An 18,437-nucleotide genomic window follows, 5' to 3' on the forward strand; every position below is an offset into this window, starting at 1 on the left:
GGGAATGACAATGTTTAGGGAAAGTCAGTGAATAACCCAGCATCCAGTTCAAATGAGACCCTCAACGCGGCTGCGCGGTCTTTGCGCAATGTGCGGATGAAGCCGATTGGCTCCAAGTCGCAGGCGCTGCGCCGTGCGCATTTTTGGGGCAAGCTGAGTAAGGCTGTGGTCGCGGTAGGGGTGGTGTTGATCGGCGCGGGTATTGTCGGCGCGATTATCGATGGCATCGGTTTTTGGGGTGTGATGATCACCGGCATACTTGGCGCGGCGGCGGCGTATGTGTTGATGCGCTATCCCGAAATGCCCATGCCTACGACCGAAAGCCTGCGTGTCACGGATCTTGCGACTTTGGCTGGCAAAACTGAAATCTGGTTGGAGGCGCAGCGTCCGGCTCTGCCAGCGCCAGCGGTAACGTTGATGCGGGATATCGGCTTGCGGTTGGACCAGCTTGCGCCGGTATTGCAGACATTGGATGAAAACGACCCGGCGGCGCGCGAAATGCGCAAGCTGGTGGGCGAACATCTGCCCGAACTTATTAACAGCTATAGGAAAATTCCCGACAGCCTGAAACACAAAGAACATGCAGGCAAAACGCCAGCGCAGCAGCTTGTTGACGGGCTGAAAACCATTGATCGCGAAATTGAAACCATGACTGGGCAAATCTCAAGCGGGGAGCTGGATAAGCTAGCCGTGCGTGGACGTTACCTTGAGATGCGCTACGATAACAGCGAAGCACCAGGCTAGGCCGTCTCACTGGGTTCAAAGAGCCATCGACGCGGCTTGCCTTGCAAATCAGGGGCTAGCTTGACGCGGAAAAGCGCTTGGACGAAAAGGGCGGGCAAGTCCATGTGCAAGCACTGCCGGTGTTGTTGGAGCAAGTGTTGTTGAACCTGCTTCTCAACGCGAATGACTCGATCAGGGCACGCTACGGCACCAGCAATGCTGCCGAAGGCAGAGTTAAAATAACCGTCACGCGCCGCAACAAGCTTGCAGTCATCAACGTATAGGGTAATGGCGCAGGAATTCCTGCCAGTGCCCTTCGCAAAATATTTGATCCGTTCTACACCACAAAGGCGCCGAAAGACGGAACGGGTCTTGGTCTATCGATCAGCTATGGCATCGTGTCCGATTTGGGCGGCGTCATCCGCGCTAGATCGAGCCGCAACGGCGCGCGTTTCACAATTGAACTGCCCTTGGCGGAAGCGGTCACCGCATAAGCATTTGTGCCAAAAGTCAGCCTACAAAGGCGCGTTCGAGAACATAGGTGCCAGGGTGCGATTGTGCGCCTTCGATGAAACCAAGGCTTTCCAGCAACGCCCCTGTCTCCTTAATCATGGCCATGCTGCCGCATAGCATGACGCGGTCAAATTCCGGGTCGAGCGGATAATCCCCGATTTCAATTCTGTTCGTGATGCGACGTTTTTCGCCCGTCCACGTCGGACATTTGGTGACTGACGCGTCATAAATGAGCTGCGACTTTGCCTCGGCAGCAACCAGAGGGTCATTGGCCAGTTGCGATTCCAATATCTCCCGATAGGCCAGATCCTCAACCTGCCGCACGGTGTGCTGCACGGTTATTTTTTCATAGCGCTCATATACTTCAGGGTCGCGAATGATCGACATCCATGGGGCAAGGCCCGTTCCGGTTCCAATCAAATGCAAACGCTTGCCCGGAAGCAGCGCGTCGAGCGTCAGCGTGCCCGTTGGTTTGGCACCCAACAGGATTTCATCGCCGGGTTGGATTTTGCACAATTGGCTGGTGAGCGGACCATCTGGAACAATGATGCTTAAAAATTCAAGCGATTCATCCCAAAATGGTGAGGCCATGGAATAGGCACGCATCAACGGCTTATCATTGACCATCAGGCCAAGCATGACGAATTGGCCGCTGACAAAGCGAAATGAGGCCGGCCGTGACACCGAAAAGGAAAACAGTCCCTCGTTCCAATGATGCGTCGTCAAAACCGTAACAGTCGAAAATGCCATTATTCACTCCATGATTGAGGACGCTCTTTGACGGCAATGGAGCAATTTACAATAGGGTCATTTCTTTTATCGACAAAAGCCCGCCTTCTTTTTGGTGGAATTGCTGCCACCGTAATTGCCCATCGTCGCACCCGCATTTGTTAATTTCTCCCCGGTGCGGGGAGGGGGACCGTCGCAGACGGTGGAGGGGCACGTTCAGGATATCATCATGCCAGAAGATCAGGAATGCCAGGGCGCGCGCCCCCTCCCTATTCTGGGGAGGATTTGCAACCACAACTCGTCGTACCAGCCTGCGCTTGGGCGACGACGGCTTTTTGCAGAACGGGTTGGTTTAGGGGTTGACGCACCTGCCGCGGTAATTCCGCAATTCTCGTGCCTAAGTTTACAAACATATACCCAAAACGCGGTATTTCTGTAAACTTACCTCAACTTTGCGAGGTTGGCTTACCGGGTACGAAAGCCGGGCTGGAGTTCAACACGTTCAAAGAGCCGTTCGCGCAACAAATGCGGGCGTGACACACAGAATCTCAAACCAAATCCTACATTGCAAGCGAAACCTATTTAGGGGATGACGCGCCCATCACTTCCCCGCCTTACCCCACAAGCACCCCACAAGCACCCCACATAACCGCTAGCCAGTTTCCATAACGCAAGATACAGCAAGTGCGAACCAAAGTGACCGGGCGGGGTAATATGCTAACTACCTTCATTTCATGGACAAAACGCCATCCGACATGTTCGGTTCTCATCGCGCTGGTGCTGTTATTTGTCGTGTACCGGGTCGCTCGTCCGACGCCGCCTGATTATATATATATCAGCGAGGCTGTTACGCGCGGCGATGTCATTCGCAAGGTTTCCGCCAGCGGTAAAGTGCGCGCCTTGAACACGATTAAGGTAGGCGCTGAAGTTTCGGGGCAGATCACTAAGGTATATGTCGATTTCAATTCACGCGTGCGCAAGGGCCAAGTGTTGGCAGAGATTGACCCAACGCGGGTGCGCGCACGGGTCGAGCAGTCCGAGGCGCAAGTTGCCGTGGCGCGGGCCAATCTGCAACAGACGGCGGCCAATGTGGCGCGGGCGCGGGCGGAGCTGGAAATTCAAGCGCGCGATTTTGATAGGCAAAAGGCGCTGGCGGAACGCGGCTTTGTTTCAAAGGCAGGTCTTGATATCGCGCAAAGCAAGCTGAATAGCGCGCGCAATGCCGTGCAGGTCGCATTGGCGCAAACGCAAAGCGGAAGTGCGCAGATCCGGCAGGGCAATGCCGAGCTGTCGTCGGCGACTCTTGACCTTAACCGCACTGTCATCGTCGCGCCAGCAAGCGGGGTGATCATCAACAAATTGGTCGAACCGGGTACAACGGTTGCGGCAAGTTTTCAGACGCCGAATTTGTTCGAAATCGCCGCAGATACAACGAAGATGCAGGTTGAGGCGTCGGTCGATGAAGCCGATATCGGGCAAGTACGTGCGGGGCAGATGGTCAGCTTCACCGTCGACAGCTATCCTGATGATATATTCAAGGCAAAGGTCCGGCAAGTGCGGCAAGCGCCCGTAGAGGCGCAAAATGTCGTCAGTTATCTCGTGATTATTGACGTCGATAATGTGAATGGAAAGCTGCTTCCCGGCATGACCGCCAATGTCGAAATCATCACTGATGTCAGGACAAATGTCACGCGGGTTCCAACCAACGCGATGCGGTTTCGTCCGCGCGTGGCCGACCGGCCAAAACCTGCGGCAGAAAAAGCGGCATCGACAAATGGCAAAAAGGCAGTCGTCCGCCCCAAAGTATATCTGGTTGGCGACGATGCGTATCGGCCTGTGCGGAGGGTAATTCGGACAGGGTTGCAGGGCGAGGAATATACTGAGATCATCTCAGGCATAAAGGCCGGGGACAAGGTGTTGGTGCGGACAAAATCGCTGAAACCAAAGAAAGAGAGCGACGAAAGCGCGGATGAAGATGACAACGCTGCTACTTGAAACGCATGATTTGGTGAAGGATTATGCGATTGGCGGCGAAATTGTCCACGCGGTCAACAATGTCTCGCTGTCGATTGCGCGTGGCGAATTTGTCGCAATCATGGGCGCAAGTGGGTCGGGCAAATCGACGTTCATGAACATGATCGGGTGCCTGGATATTCCGACATCAGGCACGTTGTTGCTGGACGGGATCGACACCAAAACGCTGGATAGCGATGCGCTGGCCGAAATACGCAACCGCAAGATTGGCTTCGTGTTTCAGCAGTTCAATCTGCTTGCGCGGACCAGCGCGCTCGACAATGTCGCGGTGCCGCTGATCTATACCGGGATTGGCTATACCGAGCGGCGGCGGCGCGCGCAGGACAGGCTGGAGGCCATGGGCCTTGCCAACCGCCTGCAAAACACGCCCGCGAAGCTTTCGGGTGGGCAGCAACAGCGTGTGGCCATCGCGCGGGCATTGGTCACAGACCCGCTGATGCTGCTGGCCGACGAGCCAACGGGCGCATTGGACACCCAGATATCATTGGACATTATGGGCATTTTCCAGAAGTTGAACGATGACGGCATTACGGTTGTGCTTGTCACCCACGAACCCGATATTGCCGAATATGCCGCGCGGCGGATTGTCTTTCGCGACGGACAGGTGATTGACGACGCGGCGGTTAAGTCGCGACGCCGGGCCAGCGCAGCATGAAAGACGTGCTTGGGTCGCTTGCCGGTTGGGGCGTGAATGTCGCGATTGCGCTGACGGCGCTGCGCACCAATTTGATGCGGTCAATCCTGACCACTTTGGGCGTGATGATTGGGGTATTCTCGGTCATATTGGCAGTCGCAGTCGGGAACGGCGCGCAGGTTTCGGTGTCGCAGCAAATTGCGACCTTGGGGTCGAACATGGCGATCGTGGTGCCGCAGCCCGACAGCGGCAGTGGCCCCCCACGACCAAGTGATCGCGGCAGATTAACCGAGCGGGATGGTCAGGCAATCCTGCGCGAAGTATCCGGCGTCAGCACCGTCGCCCCGCAAATCCGCAACAGTGTTCAGATTGTTACGCCGGGACGAAGCGCAACGACGCAGGCAACGGGCGCTACCCCAGAATATGGTGTTGTCTCGAACATCACGGCCTCCGAAGGCCGGTTTTTGACGCAAAGCGACGTTGGTTCGGCGGCGCGCGTCGCCGTTATCGGTGAAACCGTGGCCAACAAATTGTTCCCCGAAACAATTCCGGTCGGCGAGACCATTCGGATTAATCGAGTGCCCTTTACGGTCATCGGTCTTCTGGAAAGCAAGGGCAGCAATTTGGGTAATGACAATGACGACCAAATCGTCGTGCCGATAACGACGTTGCGCCAGCGTTTATTGACCACCGCTGCGCAAGGGCCCGATGATGTGACGTTGATCTTTGTCGGGTTTGAGGATGAAGATTCGCTGCTTTCGGGGCAAAAGGAAATAGAGCGTTTGTTGCGCGACCGGTACCGCGTCGCGAAAGGCAAGATCAACCCGTTCACCGTCCGCACGACAACCGAAATTGCCGAAACCACCGGCGAAGTAACGCAAATATTTCAGGCTGTGCTTGTCGCCATTGCATCGATTTCGCTGCTGGTCGGGGGGATTGGTATCATGAACATCATGCTAGTCAGTGTCACAGAACGCACCCGTGAAATCGGGCTGCGCATGGCATTGGGCGCAAAGCGAAGCGACATTCGAAACCAGTTTTTGGTGGAGGCGGCTGTTTTGTGCGTGATCGGCGGCGCAATTGGGCTTTCGCTGGCCATATTGGCCGCCTCAATTTTTGAGCGCATCGCCGAATTCCCCGCGCCAATTGGCCTTGATACGGCGATACTGGCTGTCGCTTTTTCCGCCATTATCGGTCTGGTTTTTGGCGGCTATCCTGCCATCAGGGCATCGCGGCTATCGCCGATTGAGGCGTTGAGAAGCGAATAGCGGATGGAGGCGTCCTGATTCGGTGCGCCAGTCTGACCGGTTGCGGGTTAGACCTTCGCTATCATCCTCATATCAATTCTTGCTTATTTTTGACTGTTGCGGAACGCAAAGCGCAAGAGGTAATACCATAAAGGTTTTGGGTAACGCACAATCCGGTTAACCCGTCGCCTCGTGCTCCGGGTTGGGACTACCGCTACTTGGTAGTAAATGCGAAGAATTGCCGTCATCATGCTGCCTCTCGTTTTTCGGAAATGGCGTCTGCGTATGTCCGGAACAGTTCGACAAAATGATCGTCGAGTGTCCGTGCCGAGGCCGCTGCGCAGTGGGCGGCAGATCGGAGTTGATGTTGATCGCGATCCAATAGGCGCTCAATCGCTAAAGCGGCGTCGTGCGCGTTGCCCGGCGTATATATTTCGCTAAAACTAGGATGGGCTATATCGGCGACTGCGCCCGCATTCGGGAGGACCAGAGGTAGCCCTGAAGCCAGAGCCTCCGAGGCGACGAGTCCAAAAGTTTCTGCGGACGAACCATGCACCAGCGCATCGCAACTTGCCATTATGGTCGCCAGCGCCGTGCGATTGCGGACAGGTTCGAGCAACTGGATATGCGGGTTGCCATTTACATGTTCAATGACCGATGCCTGCTGATGGCCGTTGCCGATCAATACCAAGCCTACCGGACGTTTTGCGGCGACGCGCGCCACAGCATCAATGACGCAAGGCCAGCGTTTTTCAGGGGTATGGCGTCCAATACCGAGTAACAATGTGCCCGTATCGGGCAAGTTACAGCGCGCCAACAAGTCCCGGCGGACGGAAAGATGCCTTCTATCCGGGGAGAAAACCCCTGCATCTACGCCCATGGAGATATTTACCGCGCCGGAGATGCCACCACTGGTCATCCTGTGTTCAAGGCTTGGCGACGCGCATATGGTATAGTCAAAGCTGTTGCACATGCGTCGGAGATAACGCCAGAACCATTCAAACTGCCGATCAATGGCATCGCGTGAGGCAACGGTGTCAAACCAGCGATATGCCCATGCCGACAGCGCGTCATGATGCATGAATATTGATCGCAGCGCCTTGCCCTGCCAACTGCGGGCAATCCATGCCCCGCGCCATGGGGAGGATGCCTCAAGCACATCGGGTTGTTCTGCGTCCAAAATGGCGTGAACCGGGGCGGCGTTCCAGAACATGCCGTATTTTTTGTCAAAGGGAAGCGGGGGCGCTTTTACGTAAATAATCCGGCACCCGTTTCCATATTCGACGACTTCGTCGTTATGGCCGGGCGCAATCACGGTTATGGCATGTCCAAGCCGCGCACCAATTTCGAGCTTTGCGTGGATATAGGTCCGAACGCCGCCACCTTCCGGTGCGTAAAATTCGCAGACATCGACTATCTTCACGGCTGGCTCTCCGCCGTTTGGTTTTTGATGGGGCCAATACCAATGCCTTGGCGATATTTCATGACGATTGAGATGGACCGCACACCCGGTCCAACCGCAAGTGCAACTGCCTTTACCTTTGGCTTACTAAAGCCCAGCTTGGGATTGTTGGCGAAACCAACGCCATCACCCGAAAGACCAAACTTTCCATTATCGTCACGATCATGCAGCAGCGCCAAAGCATATCGTCCGGGCCCCGGCGCGCGAATGCATATCGAAACGGGGCCAGCGCTCGGTATAGTCATCGGCACGCGGCGAAACGGTTTGCCAGCCGCGATTAAAACCTTGTCGCTTTGAAGGAAATCAGTATCATTTTCGGGGTAAAGCTCAAGGATGAGCTTACCTTTGCGGTCCTTTAAGCCAATAACGCTCACGTTTACCGCAGGGCCGGACTCTGACGCCCGGCAATCCGCGCCATTGCGCCCGCGTTCCGCCTTGGGTGGTATGACAGCGTAGGCAGTCATGGACCACCCAAGGGCTCCGATTGCTAAAATATACTTCATGACGATTTGGCCTTTTTGGGGAACACGCTTGTATCTGGCGAAACCAGCGCAAGGGCGCCTAATGTTGCGGCGACCAAGACATGCATTGCCAACATCGTGGACGCAGTTAGAGTGATCAGCGTTGAAACCGCGCTGTCCTGGCCGACTAAGAATATCGCGATGACTGCGAACAGGGCTTCCTTATTGGGGAAAAACGGTAAGCGTCCGACAAGTAACCGGATCATTGACAGGACCAACCAAAAGCCAAAATGCGGTCCCGGTAAAATTATGAACCACAACAAGGCACATAAAAGTACGCCTGCCGATAATCGAACGATATGAACCCCAAAGATCCACCAAAGCTGCGGGCGCTCAAGCGTGAAAACGCGACGCGAAAACAGCAATATTAGGAACGATGACATCAACATGATGGCAGCAAAGGTGACCGATTCATCGCTATATTGACCAAGATTTAGCTGCGATATCAGGGGGTAAGTGAGAAGCAACAGGAGCAACGCGACGAGGTTTGCCGCTAACGCTGACAGGATGTTGACGTCCTTAATCGCTCCAAAGGGCGCTGCGCTTAGCTCCGTTCGTTTACGCGCCCATAGATAAAAATAGACTTCACCCGAATAGGATATGAGCACTTCATTGCCGATGCGTTTGGCAAGAAGGATGAGAAATCCCGAAGCAGGCAATGCCCACAGGCGCCGAAATATGATCCAGTCGGCAATGGGCAATGCGAAATATAATGCCAGTAACACGGGCAAAAACCATAGATTTTGCGGTAAGGCATTTTGCAACTGCTTAGCGTCGATCTGTCCGAGTTGAAACACGATGGCGATCAGCAAAGCAGCGGACAGGATACGCGACAGCCAGGTTGACCACAGCTTTCGCTCCGGCTGTAACGTCGGCAAATCCAGATGTGCCAACGGCGCAGTGGTCAATGTCACGCGGCGACCCAGTTGCGTTCACGCAGAACGGTGTCGCGCTGCCCACGCGCATCGAACCTATTGGCCAAAAACTGGTAGAAGAAATCATGCTGCCGTGAACGCGGTGTCAAATGGTACGTCAGACGCTCCACCAGCGTCCAACGCACATTGCGGCGATCAACGCGCCGATCAGATGTCGTGCACCATAATCGGGAATGATAAATTTGACGTCCCAGTTTTAGCACACGATGCATAAGCTCATGGTCTTTTAAAACATACGGCCACAACAAGGGATCATAGCCGCCCGCGGCCTTTAATGCTTCTGTGCGGAACATCTGCGCAGCACCGCTGGTATGGTTTTGATGTGGTAACATGCGTGCCACGAGCAAGCGGTGTACCATGCTCCCTAGGCCCGCGAAAAATGGCTCGCGGCGCAGATACGCGCATGCCGCAACATAATTCATGCCCTTTGAGTCAAACAGGCGCGTCGCTGTAAAAAGATAATGCGGCGGATAGTAAGTATCTGCATCACAAACCGCCGTGAATTCAGTCTCAACTGCGGCTATTCCGGTTTGCAAGGCATAGACCTGGCCCGGCCGGGGTTCCTGCAAATATGTTACGTTGCCTTGATAATCCGCGAGTTGGACGCGCGCTTTATCAATGCAGCCGTCGGTCGAACCGTTGTCGACAATGATCAAATCAAAAGCTGTCGTTTGCGCCGTTACCGACTCTAACATCTGCGGGAGAAAGTCGGCCTCATTATATACAGGTATGACAATCGACCAGCGCACAAGCTACCCCTGACTAATCCCCCCGGCTATCAAGCTCATTTACAAAATTACGGTGTCAGAACGGCGTCAAATTTATGACGATTAGAATTATTTGGTGTCACAAACACTTTAGCAGCGTTCTGCTCTGTTTAATTTTGTTGGGACAATGATCCTGCTACCTTAAGCGTGCCCGATTTAGAAAATGTTCGGCAAATGCCGTCTTTCTTTGCTTAAACGAATGGTAGCAGAACGTCCGCATGCCAGCCGTAGTTGCGATCTACGCCCGACGGGGCAGACCTTTCTGCCGTCTTGGCGGTTTCGGTCACAATTATCTTCAATTCCGGAAGATAGCCGCGCATGCAATGGGACAGACTTGACCTTAAAAACTCAACTGGACGACCGTCCGCGTCTTGATGAACATCCCGGTGACGGTGTCACGCGTGGTTCAACAAGAATGGAAATCTTTGCCGACGCCGTGTTCGCTATCGCTTTCACGCCTCCAATTGTTGAAATAACCCTGCCCGAAGTCGGTTCTGACCTTGGACGGCAATTGCTTGCACTTTGGCCGTCTTATTTGGGCTATGCATTATCGACATTGGTAATCGGAACATATTGGGTCCAGCATCACTTTGCCGGCGCTCTTTTCCGCACAACGGGGCATCGCTTTTTGTTAGCAACACTCATTTTTGTAGCTGCTATCGCCTCTATAGCTATCCCAACACGCGCCTTTGCAGAGCATATTCAGGATCCAATTGATCGGGTCGTTGGCGCAAAATTCTATGCCGTTGCACTTGCCGCAACTTCGGTCATATGGTGGTTCAGATGGCGAACCGCGCGCGTAACGGGTGATCTGGATGAACGGCTTGACGCCGCCTACGTCATCCGGCTTGACCAACATTATTTGCGCGAAGCCGCCGCCATGGTTGTTGCCGCTATTTTAGTGTTTTTCAGTTGGGAACTCGGCCTTGCGCTGGCCGGCGCGACAACGCTGTATCAACTGCGTCCCCCCGAAACGCCACTTTATGTAAATCAGGCGCCAGTTATCGAGGAAGAACTTTAGAAACAGGGTCAGGACCACTTAAATCCACCTTCGCGGTTTGAGGCCATTTTGTTCAGTGCAAGGCGGCAAGGCGCAGGCTTAGTGGTTCTAAGTCTAGCTTTGCCAACGCGGCAATGGACAAAATGTGTCAAATCCGAAGGACGCCAAAATGGCTTCGATCTCAAAACAAAATGCCCTCGCAGGCAGAATGACTGCCTGCGGCGGACATTTTCCTGCGATATCTTTGCCATTTTGACGCCGCGAAGGTGGATTTAAGTGGTCCTGACCCTAAGTCTATATCGACATTACCCAGCCTGCTTGCACGCCGCAAATGTTGCCGATCACTGCCATGGTTCAACGCCTGCGTCATTCAGAAGAGGACGCTACGGTTAACCAGAACACGGCATTGGCTTAACAAAGCCACCAAAAGACTGACCCCCGGCTGTTATCGGCGCAAGCCATGTTGCATTGATGTTGCACGGAGCAGCCGAGACTGATCGTAATTGCCCGGAAACGCACAGAATTGACTAGGGAACGCAACAAACGCTGACGCGAGCGTTCCTCAATGCCGTTACCTAATAACACGCAATGAAATCAGAATTTTTAAGATGGTTCCCCGGTAAGGATTCGAACCTCAATAGACGGAGTCAGAGTCCGTAGTCTTACCGTTAGACGACCGGGGAGCGAGGGGTGGGCGTATATGCCCGTGGCCATGTCCGGTCAACCCGCTGAATCGGGCGGTTGCGGGGGGTGTTCAAAAATCTTGAATCTTTGTCTCTGTGCGCGTAGCGTCACGTTCAGGTACCGGCGGCACATCCGCCCGGATAGAAAATAAAAAGTGAGTTATCGGCCATGGGCGAAAATGTCGCGCCATCGCCGCAAAAAGGACGCGGACGAAAACGTAAAAAACCGTCCCGTCACAAAAATGCGGCACCCAAGGCTGCAACGCTGCAGCAGGCTTCGGCCCATGGCGCAGCGCGTCCCGACACCCCAAAGACTGCGCCTTCGGCCAGCAACGGCAGGCCGCAGGGTGACAAGGTTGCTTCGCGCCGAAATTGGCTTGAACGGACAGCCTATGCCGCGCTTGACCTTGGCACCAATAATTGCCGGTTGCTGATCGCGCGGGCAGGTGGCGACGATTTTACGGTCGTGGACGCGTTTTCGCGTGTTGTCAGGCTGGGCGAGGGCATGACCTCCACTGGCCGAATGAGCGAGGAGGCCATGGACCGTGCGGTTGAAGCATTAACCGTATGTGCGGAAAAGCTGAAAAAACGCAATGTGGTGCTGGCCCGTTCTGTTGCGACCGAGGCCTGCCGCCAAGCGGAGAACGGGGCACAGTTTATCGAACGGGTGAAGCGAGAGACTGGCATTCACCTCGACATCATTAGTCCAAAGGAAGAAGCGCGGCTGGCGGTTATGGGCTGTTACGCTCTTTTGGAAGATGGCGCCGGACCTGCGCTGATTTTCGATATTGGCGGTGGGTCAACCGAGTTGGTGCTTGTGTCGACAAAAAATGTGATACCTGAAATCCTCGATTGGGTGAGCGTGCCTTGGGGCGTCGTCTCGCTTACGGAAAGCGAACGCGCAGAAGGCGACAGTCCGGAACAATTAAGGGCAAGCTACCAATCCATGCGGGACCAAGTCATGGCCAGCTTTGCCGACTTTGCAGCCCGCTTGCCCGAAGATGGCGGCGACCGCCGCCTGTTGGGGACATCAGGAACGGTCACAACGCTCGCCAGCGTCTATTTGAAGCTTAACAGTTATGACCGGCGAGCCGTAGACGGTTTGCATCTCCAGACTTCTGCTATGCGCGATATCAGCCGCGAACTGGCACATCGCAACATTGCCGGACGCGCTGAGTTTCCGACCATTGGCCATGAGCGGGCCGATTTGGTGGTCGCCGGATGTGCGATATTGGAGTCTATTTTCGACATATGGCCTGGCGAAAGGCTAGGCGTGGCAGATCGCGGCATTCGCGAAGGTATATTGCGCGCGCTGATGGCCAGCGACGCCAAGCGCCGCAATCGGCAGAATTGAGATATGGCAGATAATCTTTTCGGTGGTAAGGACTCAGGTCGGACGCTGGCTGGCAAGCAGAAAGTCAAGACCGCAAAGCGGCGGACGGCGGGATCGACTCGTTGGCTTGAGCGGCAGTTGAATGACCCTTATGTGAAGCGCGCGCATGGTGAAGGCTATCGCAGCCGTGCGGCCTATAAGCTGGTTGAGCTTGACGAAAAATTCCATATTTTGCGCGGCAAGAAAGCTGTCGTTGATCTGGGCGTCGCGCCGGGCGGTTGGGCACAAGTGGTGCGCAGGCAACAGCCCAAGGCCGCCATTGTCGGCATTGATCTATTGCCAGTTGACCCGATTGAGGGGGTTATCCTGCTTGAGATGGACTTCATGCAGGATCGCGCGCCAGACCGGTTGATCGCCGAACTTGGGAGTGCGCCGGACCTGATTTTGTCAGACATGGCGGCCAACACGGTCGGGCATAAACAGACCGACCATTTGCGCACCATGGGCCTGGTTGAGGCAGCGGTGGATTTTGCGATCAAGGTGCTGCTGCCTGGTGGTGATTTTGTCGCGAAGGTCTTTGCAGGCGGCACCGATCCAGCGATGCTGAGCATTCTTAAAACGAACTTCACGACGGTGAAGCATGCAAAGCCGCCAGCAAGCCGCAAGGGCTCAGTAGAATGGTATGTGATTGCGCAAGGTAAAAAGAGCTGATCAGCCGTTTCGCCGGGCCTTTTCAACCGCGCGCTTCAGGGCGTCATAGCCCAAGGCACCTTCCAATATCTGGTCACCGATGATGAATGTGGGCGTGCCGTTGAAACCGATTTGCTGCATAAACGCCAAGTTGCGTTCGATCTCTTGGTTTGCTTGCGGCGAAGTAACAAAGGCGCGGGCAGCGGCTACATCCAGCCCTGCTATGCGCGCGGCGGCAGCAATATTTGCTGCATCAGCGGGGCCACCTGCGAACAAGGCATCATGAAATGCCTTGTGCTTGCCTTGGCGCGCGGCCGCAAGCGCCCATAAGGCAGCGTCCCGGCTGGATTGGCTGAGGATCGGCAATTCGCGATAGACCAAGCGGATATTGCCATCGCTTTTTAACAGGCGCTGGACATCGGGCACGCTTGCCCGGCAGAAACCGCAATTATAGTCGGTAAACTCGACAATCGTCACATCGCCATTCGGGTTTCCGGCCTCGGCACCGGGGAAGGGCTTGGCGATGTCATTTCCCACTGCGGATAAACGTTGTGTGACTTCACGCTGCTGCAAAATGGCGACGGCGTCAGTTATGATTTCTGGATTTTCAAGGATATAGGCTCTCACCAATGCCTCTGTCGCCTTACGGTCAGCAGGCGACATGCCCGCAGCAGCAACAGCATCATCGGCAGATTTCGTTGCGTCTCCGGCAACTGGTGCAGCATCAGAAGGGCTAACCGCGACGGCACTTGGCCAGAAAATATAGGCCGTCAAAGCAAGCAAGATGGCTAACCCCGTAACCACGGTTGCGATGATAATCCGGCGCGTTGATGCTTGTTCGTTCATGGACGCTGATTAGCCGCGCCGCGTGCATTGTGCCAGCAATTTAGCGGCGGCGTTTCTTTAACTGCGCAAGCTTGGCTTCGGCCACCATATTGATATCTTGTGCACGGATCCAATCGGGCGAGTATTCCGGCAACCCCGCCATTGCGGTTTGCGCGTTGGGCAAAGCAAACTGTGGCGCGCCCTCCATCATATAGCGTTCTGCGCTGGCGAGTGCGGCGCGCGCCGTATCCCCTTTTTGTGCATAGACGACGCCAAGCTGATACCATGCAAATGGATTTTGGTTGTCTTTGGCCACTGCCGCTTTCAACACTTGCGCAGCTTCATCAAGCTGCTTTTTATCTTCCGTAGCGATCAAGGCATGTCCGAATATCGCGGCGATTAATGGTTGGTTTCCGGTCAGGTTTACCGCTTTGCGCAACGGCACAATCGCATCGGCAGGACGCCCAGATTCCAGCAATATCTGCCCATATAGTTCGAGGAAATAGGGATCGTCGGGTGCTGAGGCGACAAGGGCGGATGATTCATCCAGCGCCTTTTGCGGATAAGCGGACTTGTGCCAAGCATAAGCGCGCGCATAGCGGGCAGGCACCGATGTGTCGGGCTCTGGATAATCACGCATCGTGGCTGTGGGGTCAGCAAGATAGCCCGTCAGTTTTGCCTTAACGCGTTTGAAATCGCTTTCCCATTTGGGGTTTATCGGCGCGTTCCACGCAGGGTCGGCGGAATAGGTGTCCTCCAGCACCGAAATACGCTCACCGGATAATGGGTGCGTGCGGCCGTAGCTGTCCTCTTGCGGGATACCGAGGCGGAATTCAAAATTCTGCAGCTTTTTGAAAAAGCTGATCGAACCGCGGCCTGATATCCCTGCCTTGGAAAGATATTGTGCGCCCGATGCATCGGCTGTGCCCTCTTGCCCGCGGCTAAACGCCAAGAATTTTCCCATAGCGGCCTGTTGCCCCGCCGACAATATGCCCATGCCCGCTTCGCCTGCACCAGCAGCGATGGCCGCTGCTGCGAGAATGAGGCTAGCGATGCTGATACCGCTCGCCACGGCGATGCCTTCGTTAAACCGCACGACATGCCCGCCAACGACATGGCCAAGCTCATGCGCGATCACGCCTTGGACTTCATTTGCGGACGTTGAGGCATCGATCAAGCCGCTGTGGATGTACACCGCTTGGCCACCGGCGACAAAGGCGTTGACCGACTTGTCGTTGATCAGGATGATGTCAACGTTTTTGGGATCAAGCCCAGCTGCCTCAATCAAAGGCGCGGAAATCTCATCGAGAAAAGCCTCGGTCTCTGCATCGCGCAAAATAGACTGCGCCATGGCGGGGCGCACGGACACCAGAGCTGCAAGGAACAGGATGAATGCTGTCCGGACGGCACGAAACATGAAGTTATCCATATCCAGTGAATGGCCCGAACTGCATGAACGCGCAATGAAGAAAATAGACAAAAGAAAAGCCCCGCCGGTTTGTGACCGGCGGGGTTATGTTATCTTTATAAGAGCGGCGTCTTAACCGAAGGTGCGTTGCCACCAACCCGTGCGGGGCGTGCCGTCATCAGGCGCATCGTCCGTTTGCGTGGATGCTTCATCTTTTGCTACATCCTTTGCGGCGGCTTTCTTGCGTGGGGCCTTGGCTTTGGGGGCCTCACCAGCTTCTTCGGTTGCGGTTTCCGCAGCAGGCGGTGTTGCCTTTACCTTGGCGCGTGGCTTGGCCGGGGCCTTTACCTTTGCAGCAGCAACTTCGTCTGACGCTTCTGGAGCCTTGGTGGCTGGCGCATCGGCTGTCGCTTCAACCTTAACGGCATCGACCTTTGGTTTGGCACGGCTGCGGCGCTTTGGCTTGGCATCTGCTTCTTGCACAGCTTCTGGGACTGCAGACGATTCGGCTTCGGCAGGTGCTGACGTGTCAACAATCGCATCAACGCCGGTTTCCTGACGGTCACGGTCCCTGCCACCACGACGTCCGCGACGTGCTTTTGGCTTGGCTTCCGCATCAGCTTCGGGGGCTTGAGCGACATCACTGCCTTCAGAACTTTCCGCAGCACCTGCATTTTCGCCTCCAACGGCACCCTCAACTTCAGGGCGGCCATCACGGTCGCGACCCTTGCCACCTCGGCGACCACGACGACGCTTGCGTTTACGACCTTCGCCGCCTTCGCCTTCTTCGCGTGGGCTCTCTTCTCGGGCACGACGTGGCTCACGAGCGGTTTCCTCGACTTCTTCAACCTCATCGTCGAAATCTTCGATGTCGTCTTCAATGTCATCATCGTCGAGATCGATAATCGGCGAGAGTTCCACCGGACGATCTGGACGCGGGCCGGAACTGGAAACAGCAAGCTTTGCGCCCTCGGTCTCGCCATTGGGCACGATCAGCACGCGAACATGATAGCGATCTTCGATCGCCGCCAATTCGGCACGCTTGTTGTTGAGGCAATAGATGGTCGCCTCTTGGCTTGCTTGCAACACGATCTGGTTGCCTTGACCCTTTGCCGCTTCGTCTTCGATAAGGCGCAGTGCGGACAATGCGGCCGACGACGCGGTGCGGACAAGGCCAGTGCCTTCACAATGCGGACATTCGCGGGTTGATGCCTCCAGCACGCCCGTGCGCAGACGCTGACGGCTCATTTCCATCAGTCCAAAGCTGGAAATACGACCGACTTGAATGCGGGCGCGATCATGCTTCAACGCTTCTTTCATTGCACGCTCGACTTTGCGGGCGTTCGAATGATGCTCCATATCGATGAAGTCGATGACCACAAGGCCGGCCATATCGCGCAAGCGCAACTGACGGGCAATCTCGCGCGCAGCTTCCAAATTGGTTGAAAGCGCGGTTTGTTCAATGCCATGTTCTTTGGTCGAACGGCCTGAGTTGATGTCGATCGAGACCAATGCTTCGGTCGGGTTGATAACAATATAGCCGCCGGATTTTAACTGGACGACCGGTTGATACATCGCATTCAACTGATCTTCGACATGGTAACGCTGGAACAAGGGAACTGGGTCGGCATAATGCTGCACACGCTTTGCGTGGCTTGGCATAAGCAACTTCATAAAGTCCTTGGCAGCCTTATACCCGTCGGGTCCTTCAACGAACACCTCATCAATATCCTTATTATAGATATCACGGATGGCGCGTTTAATAAGGTCGCTGTCGGTGTGGATCAGCATGGGCGCAGCACCGCGCAGCGTGCGCTCACGGATTTCGTCCCACAGGCGTGCCAGATAATCAAAATCACGCTTGATTTCAGGCTTCGTCCGGGCAAGCCCAGCGGTCCGGATGATGCAACCCATGGTTGATGGCAACGTCAGATCAGAAATAATCGTCTTCAAACGCTTACGGTCGGCTGCGCTGTGGATTTTACGGCTGATGCCACCGCCATGCGACGTGTTTGGCATCAAGACGCAATAACGGCCTGCAAGGCTCAGATATGTCGTAAGCGCAGCGCCCTTATTTCCGCGTTCTTCCTTAACGACTTGAACGAGCAAAACCTGACGACGATGAATGACGTCCTGGATTTTGTACCGGCGGCGCAAGTTCATCCGCTTTGCGCGGACTTCGTCGCTTGCCTTTGGCGCGCGGCCTTCGCCACTTCGGCGACCACGACGACGACGGTTGTTGCGGCCATTTTCGCCACGTTCGTTCTCGTCCGAATCGTCGCCATTGCCGCCAAGATCGGGTTCTTCACCCTCCGTCATGTCGATGGTGTCGATGCTATCATCGCTATCGACTTCGATGAGGTCGTTGGCGTCGTCGTCACGTTCCGACGAACCTTGCATGATATCCGAAGGCTCGTCGCTCTCCTCTTCTTCCTGCTCACGCAGTGCAGCTTCTTCAGCAGCAGCTTCGGCTTCTTCGGCCAATAACCTGTCGCGGTCTTCGCGCGGGATCTGGTAATAATCGGGGTGAATTTCGGCAAACGCCAAAAATCCGTGGCGGTTGCCGCCATAATCGACGAATGCCGCCTGAAGCGATGGTTCGACCCTAGTTACTTTTGCGAGGTAGATATTGCCTTTGATCTGCTTGTGCTCGGCAGACTCAAAATCGAATTCCTCAATCTGGTTTCCTGTTACGACTGCGACCCGGGTCTCTTCCCGGTGACGCGCGTCGATAAGCATACGCGTTGTCATGTAATTTACTCCAGCGAGCACGGCAGCCGATTGTTAGCCGAGGGCCGCTCGCTTCATTGTTGGTACGTTGCCGGACCGGACGCAAAGCGTTCCTGTCGGCATAGCGATTTGGTGGAAATGTTAAAAATGCGTCTGCTGCTTGTGCATGGCGGGCGTGTATCGCGCGCGCTTGATTTCCAACC

General features: G+C 55.2%; 17 protein-coding genes and 1 tRNA gene. 9 read left to right on the forward strand and 9 right to left on the reverse strand.

What is annotated here, in order from left to right:
- The first annotated feature begins 27 nt into the window (after positions 1-27).
- The 3 genes from Q0N43_RS02560 to Q0N43_RS11485 all read left to right on the forward strand — a co-directional run bounded on the left by Q0N43_RS02560 (position 28) and on the right by Q0N43_RS11485 (position 1,217).
- Positions 28-744: a hypothetical protein gene (locus tag Q0N43_RS02560; RefSeq protein WP_295442046.1), complete on the forward strand. Its 717-nt coding sequence runs from the start codon at positions 28-30 to the stop codon at positions 742-744.
- Positions 745-821: 77 nt separating this feature from the next.
- The gene (locus Q0N43_RS02565) at positions 822-1,007 is read left to right on the forward strand and encodes a hypothetical protein (RefSeq protein WP_295442049.1); all 186 of its coding nucleotides are present in this window, start codon (positions 822-824) and stop codon (positions 1,005-1,007) included.
- Positions 1,008-1,022: 15 nt separating this feature from the next.
- The gene (locus tag Q0N43_RS11485; protein WP_366845941.1) at positions 1,023-1,217 is read left to right on the forward strand and encodes an ATP-binding protein; all 195 of its coding nucleotides are present in this window, start codon (positions 1,023-1,025) and stop codon (positions 1,215-1,217) included.
- Between the two features lie 16 nt (positions 1,218-1,233).
- Here the strand turns inward: Q0N43_RS11485 and Q0N43_RS02570 are convergent, their stop codons facing one another.
- The gene (locus Q0N43_RS02570) at positions 1,234-1,986 is read right to left on the reverse strand and encodes a ferredoxin--NADP reductase (RefSeq protein WP_295442051.1); all 753 of its coding nucleotides are present in this window, start codon (positions 1,984-1,986) and stop codon (positions 1,234-1,236) included.
- A gap of 693 nt (positions 1,987-2,679) precedes the next feature.
- Between Q0N43_RS02570 and Q0N43_RS02575 the strand changes: the two genes are divergently transcribed.
- From Q0N43_RS02575 to Q0N43_RS02585, 3 genes are read left to right on the forward strand one after another with little or no spacing between them, the layout of a single operon-like run.
- Entirely contained in the window at positions 2,680-3,960 is a 1,281-nt protein-coding gene (locus Q0N43_RS02575) for an efflux RND transporter periplasmic adaptor subunit (protein WP_295442053.1), read from the forward strand.
- On the forward strand, positions 3,941-4,654 hold the full coding sequence (locus tag Q0N43_RS02580; protein ID WP_295442055.1) for an ABC transporter ATP-binding protein: 714 nt from the start codon (positions 3,941-3,943) through the stop codon (positions 4,652-4,654). The genes Q0N43_RS02575 and Q0N43_RS02580 overlap by 20 nt, the downstream gene beginning before the upstream one ends.
- Positions 4,651-5,901: an ABC transporter permease gene (locus Q0N43_RS02585; protein WP_295442058.1), complete on the forward strand. Its 1,251-nt coding sequence runs from the start codon at positions 4,651-4,653 to the stop codon at positions 5,899-5,901. The genes Q0N43_RS02580 and Q0N43_RS02585 overlap by 4 nt, the downstream gene beginning before the upstream one ends.
- Positions 5,902-6,127: 226 nt before the next feature.
- Here the strand turns inward: Q0N43_RS02585 and Q0N43_RS02590 are convergent, their stop codons facing one another.
- Genes Q0N43_RS02590 through Q0N43_RS02605 form a run of 4 tightly spaced genes read right to left on the reverse strand, consistent with a single transcriptional unit; the run spans position 6,128 to position 9,547 of the window.
- A complete protein-coding gene (locus Q0N43_RS02590) occupies positions 6,128-7,303 on the reverse strand; it encodes a glycosyltransferase (protein WP_295442061.1) in 1,176 nt (391 codons plus the stop codon).
- Positions 7,300-7,845, reverse strand: a complete 546-nt coding sequence (locus Q0N43_RS02595) for a DUF2141 domain-containing protein (RefSeq protein ID WP_295442063.1) — start codon at positions 7,843-7,845, stop codon at positions 7,300-7,302. Before Q0N43_RS02595 ends, Q0N43_RS02590 begins: the two co-directional genes overlap by 4 nt.
- Positions 7,842-8,777 (reverse strand): hypothetical protein, encoded by a 936-nt coding sequence (locus tag Q0N43_RS02600; RefSeq protein WP_295442066.1) that lies wholly within the window; start codon positions 8,775-8,777, stop codon positions 7,842-7,844. The genes Q0N43_RS02595 and Q0N43_RS02600 overlap by 4 nt, the downstream gene beginning before the upstream one ends.
- Complete coding sequence (locus Q0N43_RS02605) at positions 8,774-9,547, reverse strand: glycosyltransferase family A protein (protein ID WP_295442069.1); 774 nt, start codon at positions 9,545-9,547, stop codon at positions 8,774-8,776. The genes Q0N43_RS02600 and Q0N43_RS02605 overlap by 4 nt, the downstream gene beginning before the upstream one ends.
- 352 nt (positions 9,548-9,899) lie before the next feature.
- Here Q0N43_RS02605 and Q0N43_RS02610 point away from each other — a divergent pair, with 352 nt between their 5' ends.
- Positions 9,900-10,586, forward strand: a complete 687-nt coding sequence (locus tag Q0N43_RS02610) for a TMEM175 family protein (protein WP_295442072.1) — start codon at positions 9,900-9,902, stop codon at positions 10,584-10,586.
- A 588-nt stretch (positions 10,587-11,174) separates the two neighbouring features.
- On the opposite strand, the gene Q0N43_RS02615 is transcribed toward Q0N43_RS02610, so the two are convergent.
- Positions 11,175-11,248, reverse strand: a tRNA-Gln gene (locus tag Q0N43_RS02615).
- Positions 11,249-11,417: 169 nt separating this feature from the next.
- On the opposite strand from Q0N43_RS02615, the gene Q0N43_RS02620 reads away from it, so the two are divergent.
- Both Q0N43_RS02620 and Q0N43_RS02625 read left to right on the forward strand, forming a co-directional pair.
- Entirely contained in the window at positions 11,418-12,602 is a 1,185-nt protein-coding gene (locus Q0N43_RS02620; RefSeq protein ID WP_295442075.1) for a Ppx/GppA phosphatase family protein, read from the forward strand.
- 3 nt (positions 12,603-12,605) lie between these two features.
- Entirely contained in the window at positions 12,606-13,292 is a 687-nt protein-coding gene (locus Q0N43_RS02625) for an RlmE family RNA methyltransferase (RefSeq protein ID WP_295442080.1), read from the forward strand.
- Here the strand turns inward: Q0N43_RS02625 and Q0N43_RS02630 are convergent, their stop codons facing one another.
- The 3 genes from Q0N43_RS02630 to Q0N43_RS02640 form a co-directional block, all read right to left on the reverse strand.
- Positions 13,293-14,117, reverse strand: coding sequence for a DsbA family protein (locus tag Q0N43_RS02630; RefSeq protein WP_295442082.1), 825 nt, complete (start codon positions 14,115-14,117; stop codon positions 13,293-13,295). It lies immediately after the preceding gene.
- Positions 14,118-14,157: 40 nt separating this feature from the next.
- Positions 14,158-15,513 carry a M48 family metalloprotease gene (locus Q0N43_RS02635; RefSeq protein WP_295442355.1) on the reverse strand — a complete coding sequence of 452 codons (1,356 nt, stop codon included), beginning with the start codon at positions 15,511-15,513 and terminating at the stop codon, positions 14,158-14,160.
- Between the two features lie 123 nt (positions 15,514-15,636).
- Positions 15,637-18,255 carry a ribonuclease E/G gene (locus Q0N43_RS02640; protein ID WP_295442086.1) on the reverse strand — a complete coding sequence of 873 codons (2,619 nt, stop codon included), beginning with the start codon at positions 18,253-18,255 and terminating at the stop codon, positions 15,637-15,639.
- Positions 18,256-18,437: the final 182 nt, after the last annotated feature.

It is taken from the genome of Sphingorhabdus sp. EL138 (assembly GCF_945882965.1).
Taxonomy (GTDB): Bacteria; Pseudomonadota; Alphaproteobacteria; order Sphingomonadales; family Sphingomonadaceae; genus Sphingorhabdus_B.

What these genes read in the sequence shown, in the direction of transcription:
- Q0N43_RS02570 (WP_295442051.1), bottom strand. Translation starts at nt 1,986, where the DNA reads ATGGCATTTTCGACTGTTACGGTTTTGACGACGCATCATTGGAACGAG.
- Q0N43_RS02575 (WP_295442053.1), top strand. Translation starts at nt 2,680, where the DNA reads ATGCTAACTACCTTCATTTCATGGACAAAACGCCATCCGACATGTTCG.
- Q0N43_RS02580 (WP_295442055.1), top strand. Translation starts at nt 3,941, where the DNA reads ATGACAACGCTGCTACTTGAAACGCATGATTTGGTGAAGGATTATGCG.
- Q0N43_RS02585 (WP_295442058.1), top strand. Translation starts at nt 4,651, where the DNA reads ATGAAAGACGTGCTTGGGTCGCTTGCCGGTTGGGGCGTGAATGTCGCG.
- Q0N43_RS02595 (WP_295442063.1), bottom strand. Translation starts at nt 7,845, where the DNA reads ATGAAGTATATTTTAGCAATCGGAGCCCTTGGGTGGTCCATGACTGCC.
- Q0N43_RS02620 (WP_295442075.1), top strand. Translation starts at nt 11,418, where the DNA reads ATGGGCGAAAATGTCGCGCCATCGCCGCAAAAAGGACGCGGACGAAAA.
- Q0N43_RS02625 (WP_295442080.1), top strand. Translation starts at nt 12,606, where the DNA reads ATGGCAGATAATCTTTTCGGTGGTAAGGACTCAGGTCGGACGCTGGCT.
- Q0N43_RS02630 (WP_295442082.1), bottom strand. Translation starts at nt 14,117, where the DNA reads ATGAACGAACAAGCATCAACGCGCCGGATTATCATCGCAACCGTGGTT.
- Q0N43_RS02635 (WP_295442355.1), bottom strand. Translation starts at nt 15,513, where the DNA reads ATGTTTCGTGCCGTCCGGACAGCATTCATCCTGTTCCTTGCAGCTCTG.
- Q0N43_RS02640 (WP_295442086.1), bottom strand. Translation starts at nt 18,255, where the DNA reads ATGACAACGCGTATGCTTATCGACGCGCGTCACCGGGAAGAGACCCGG.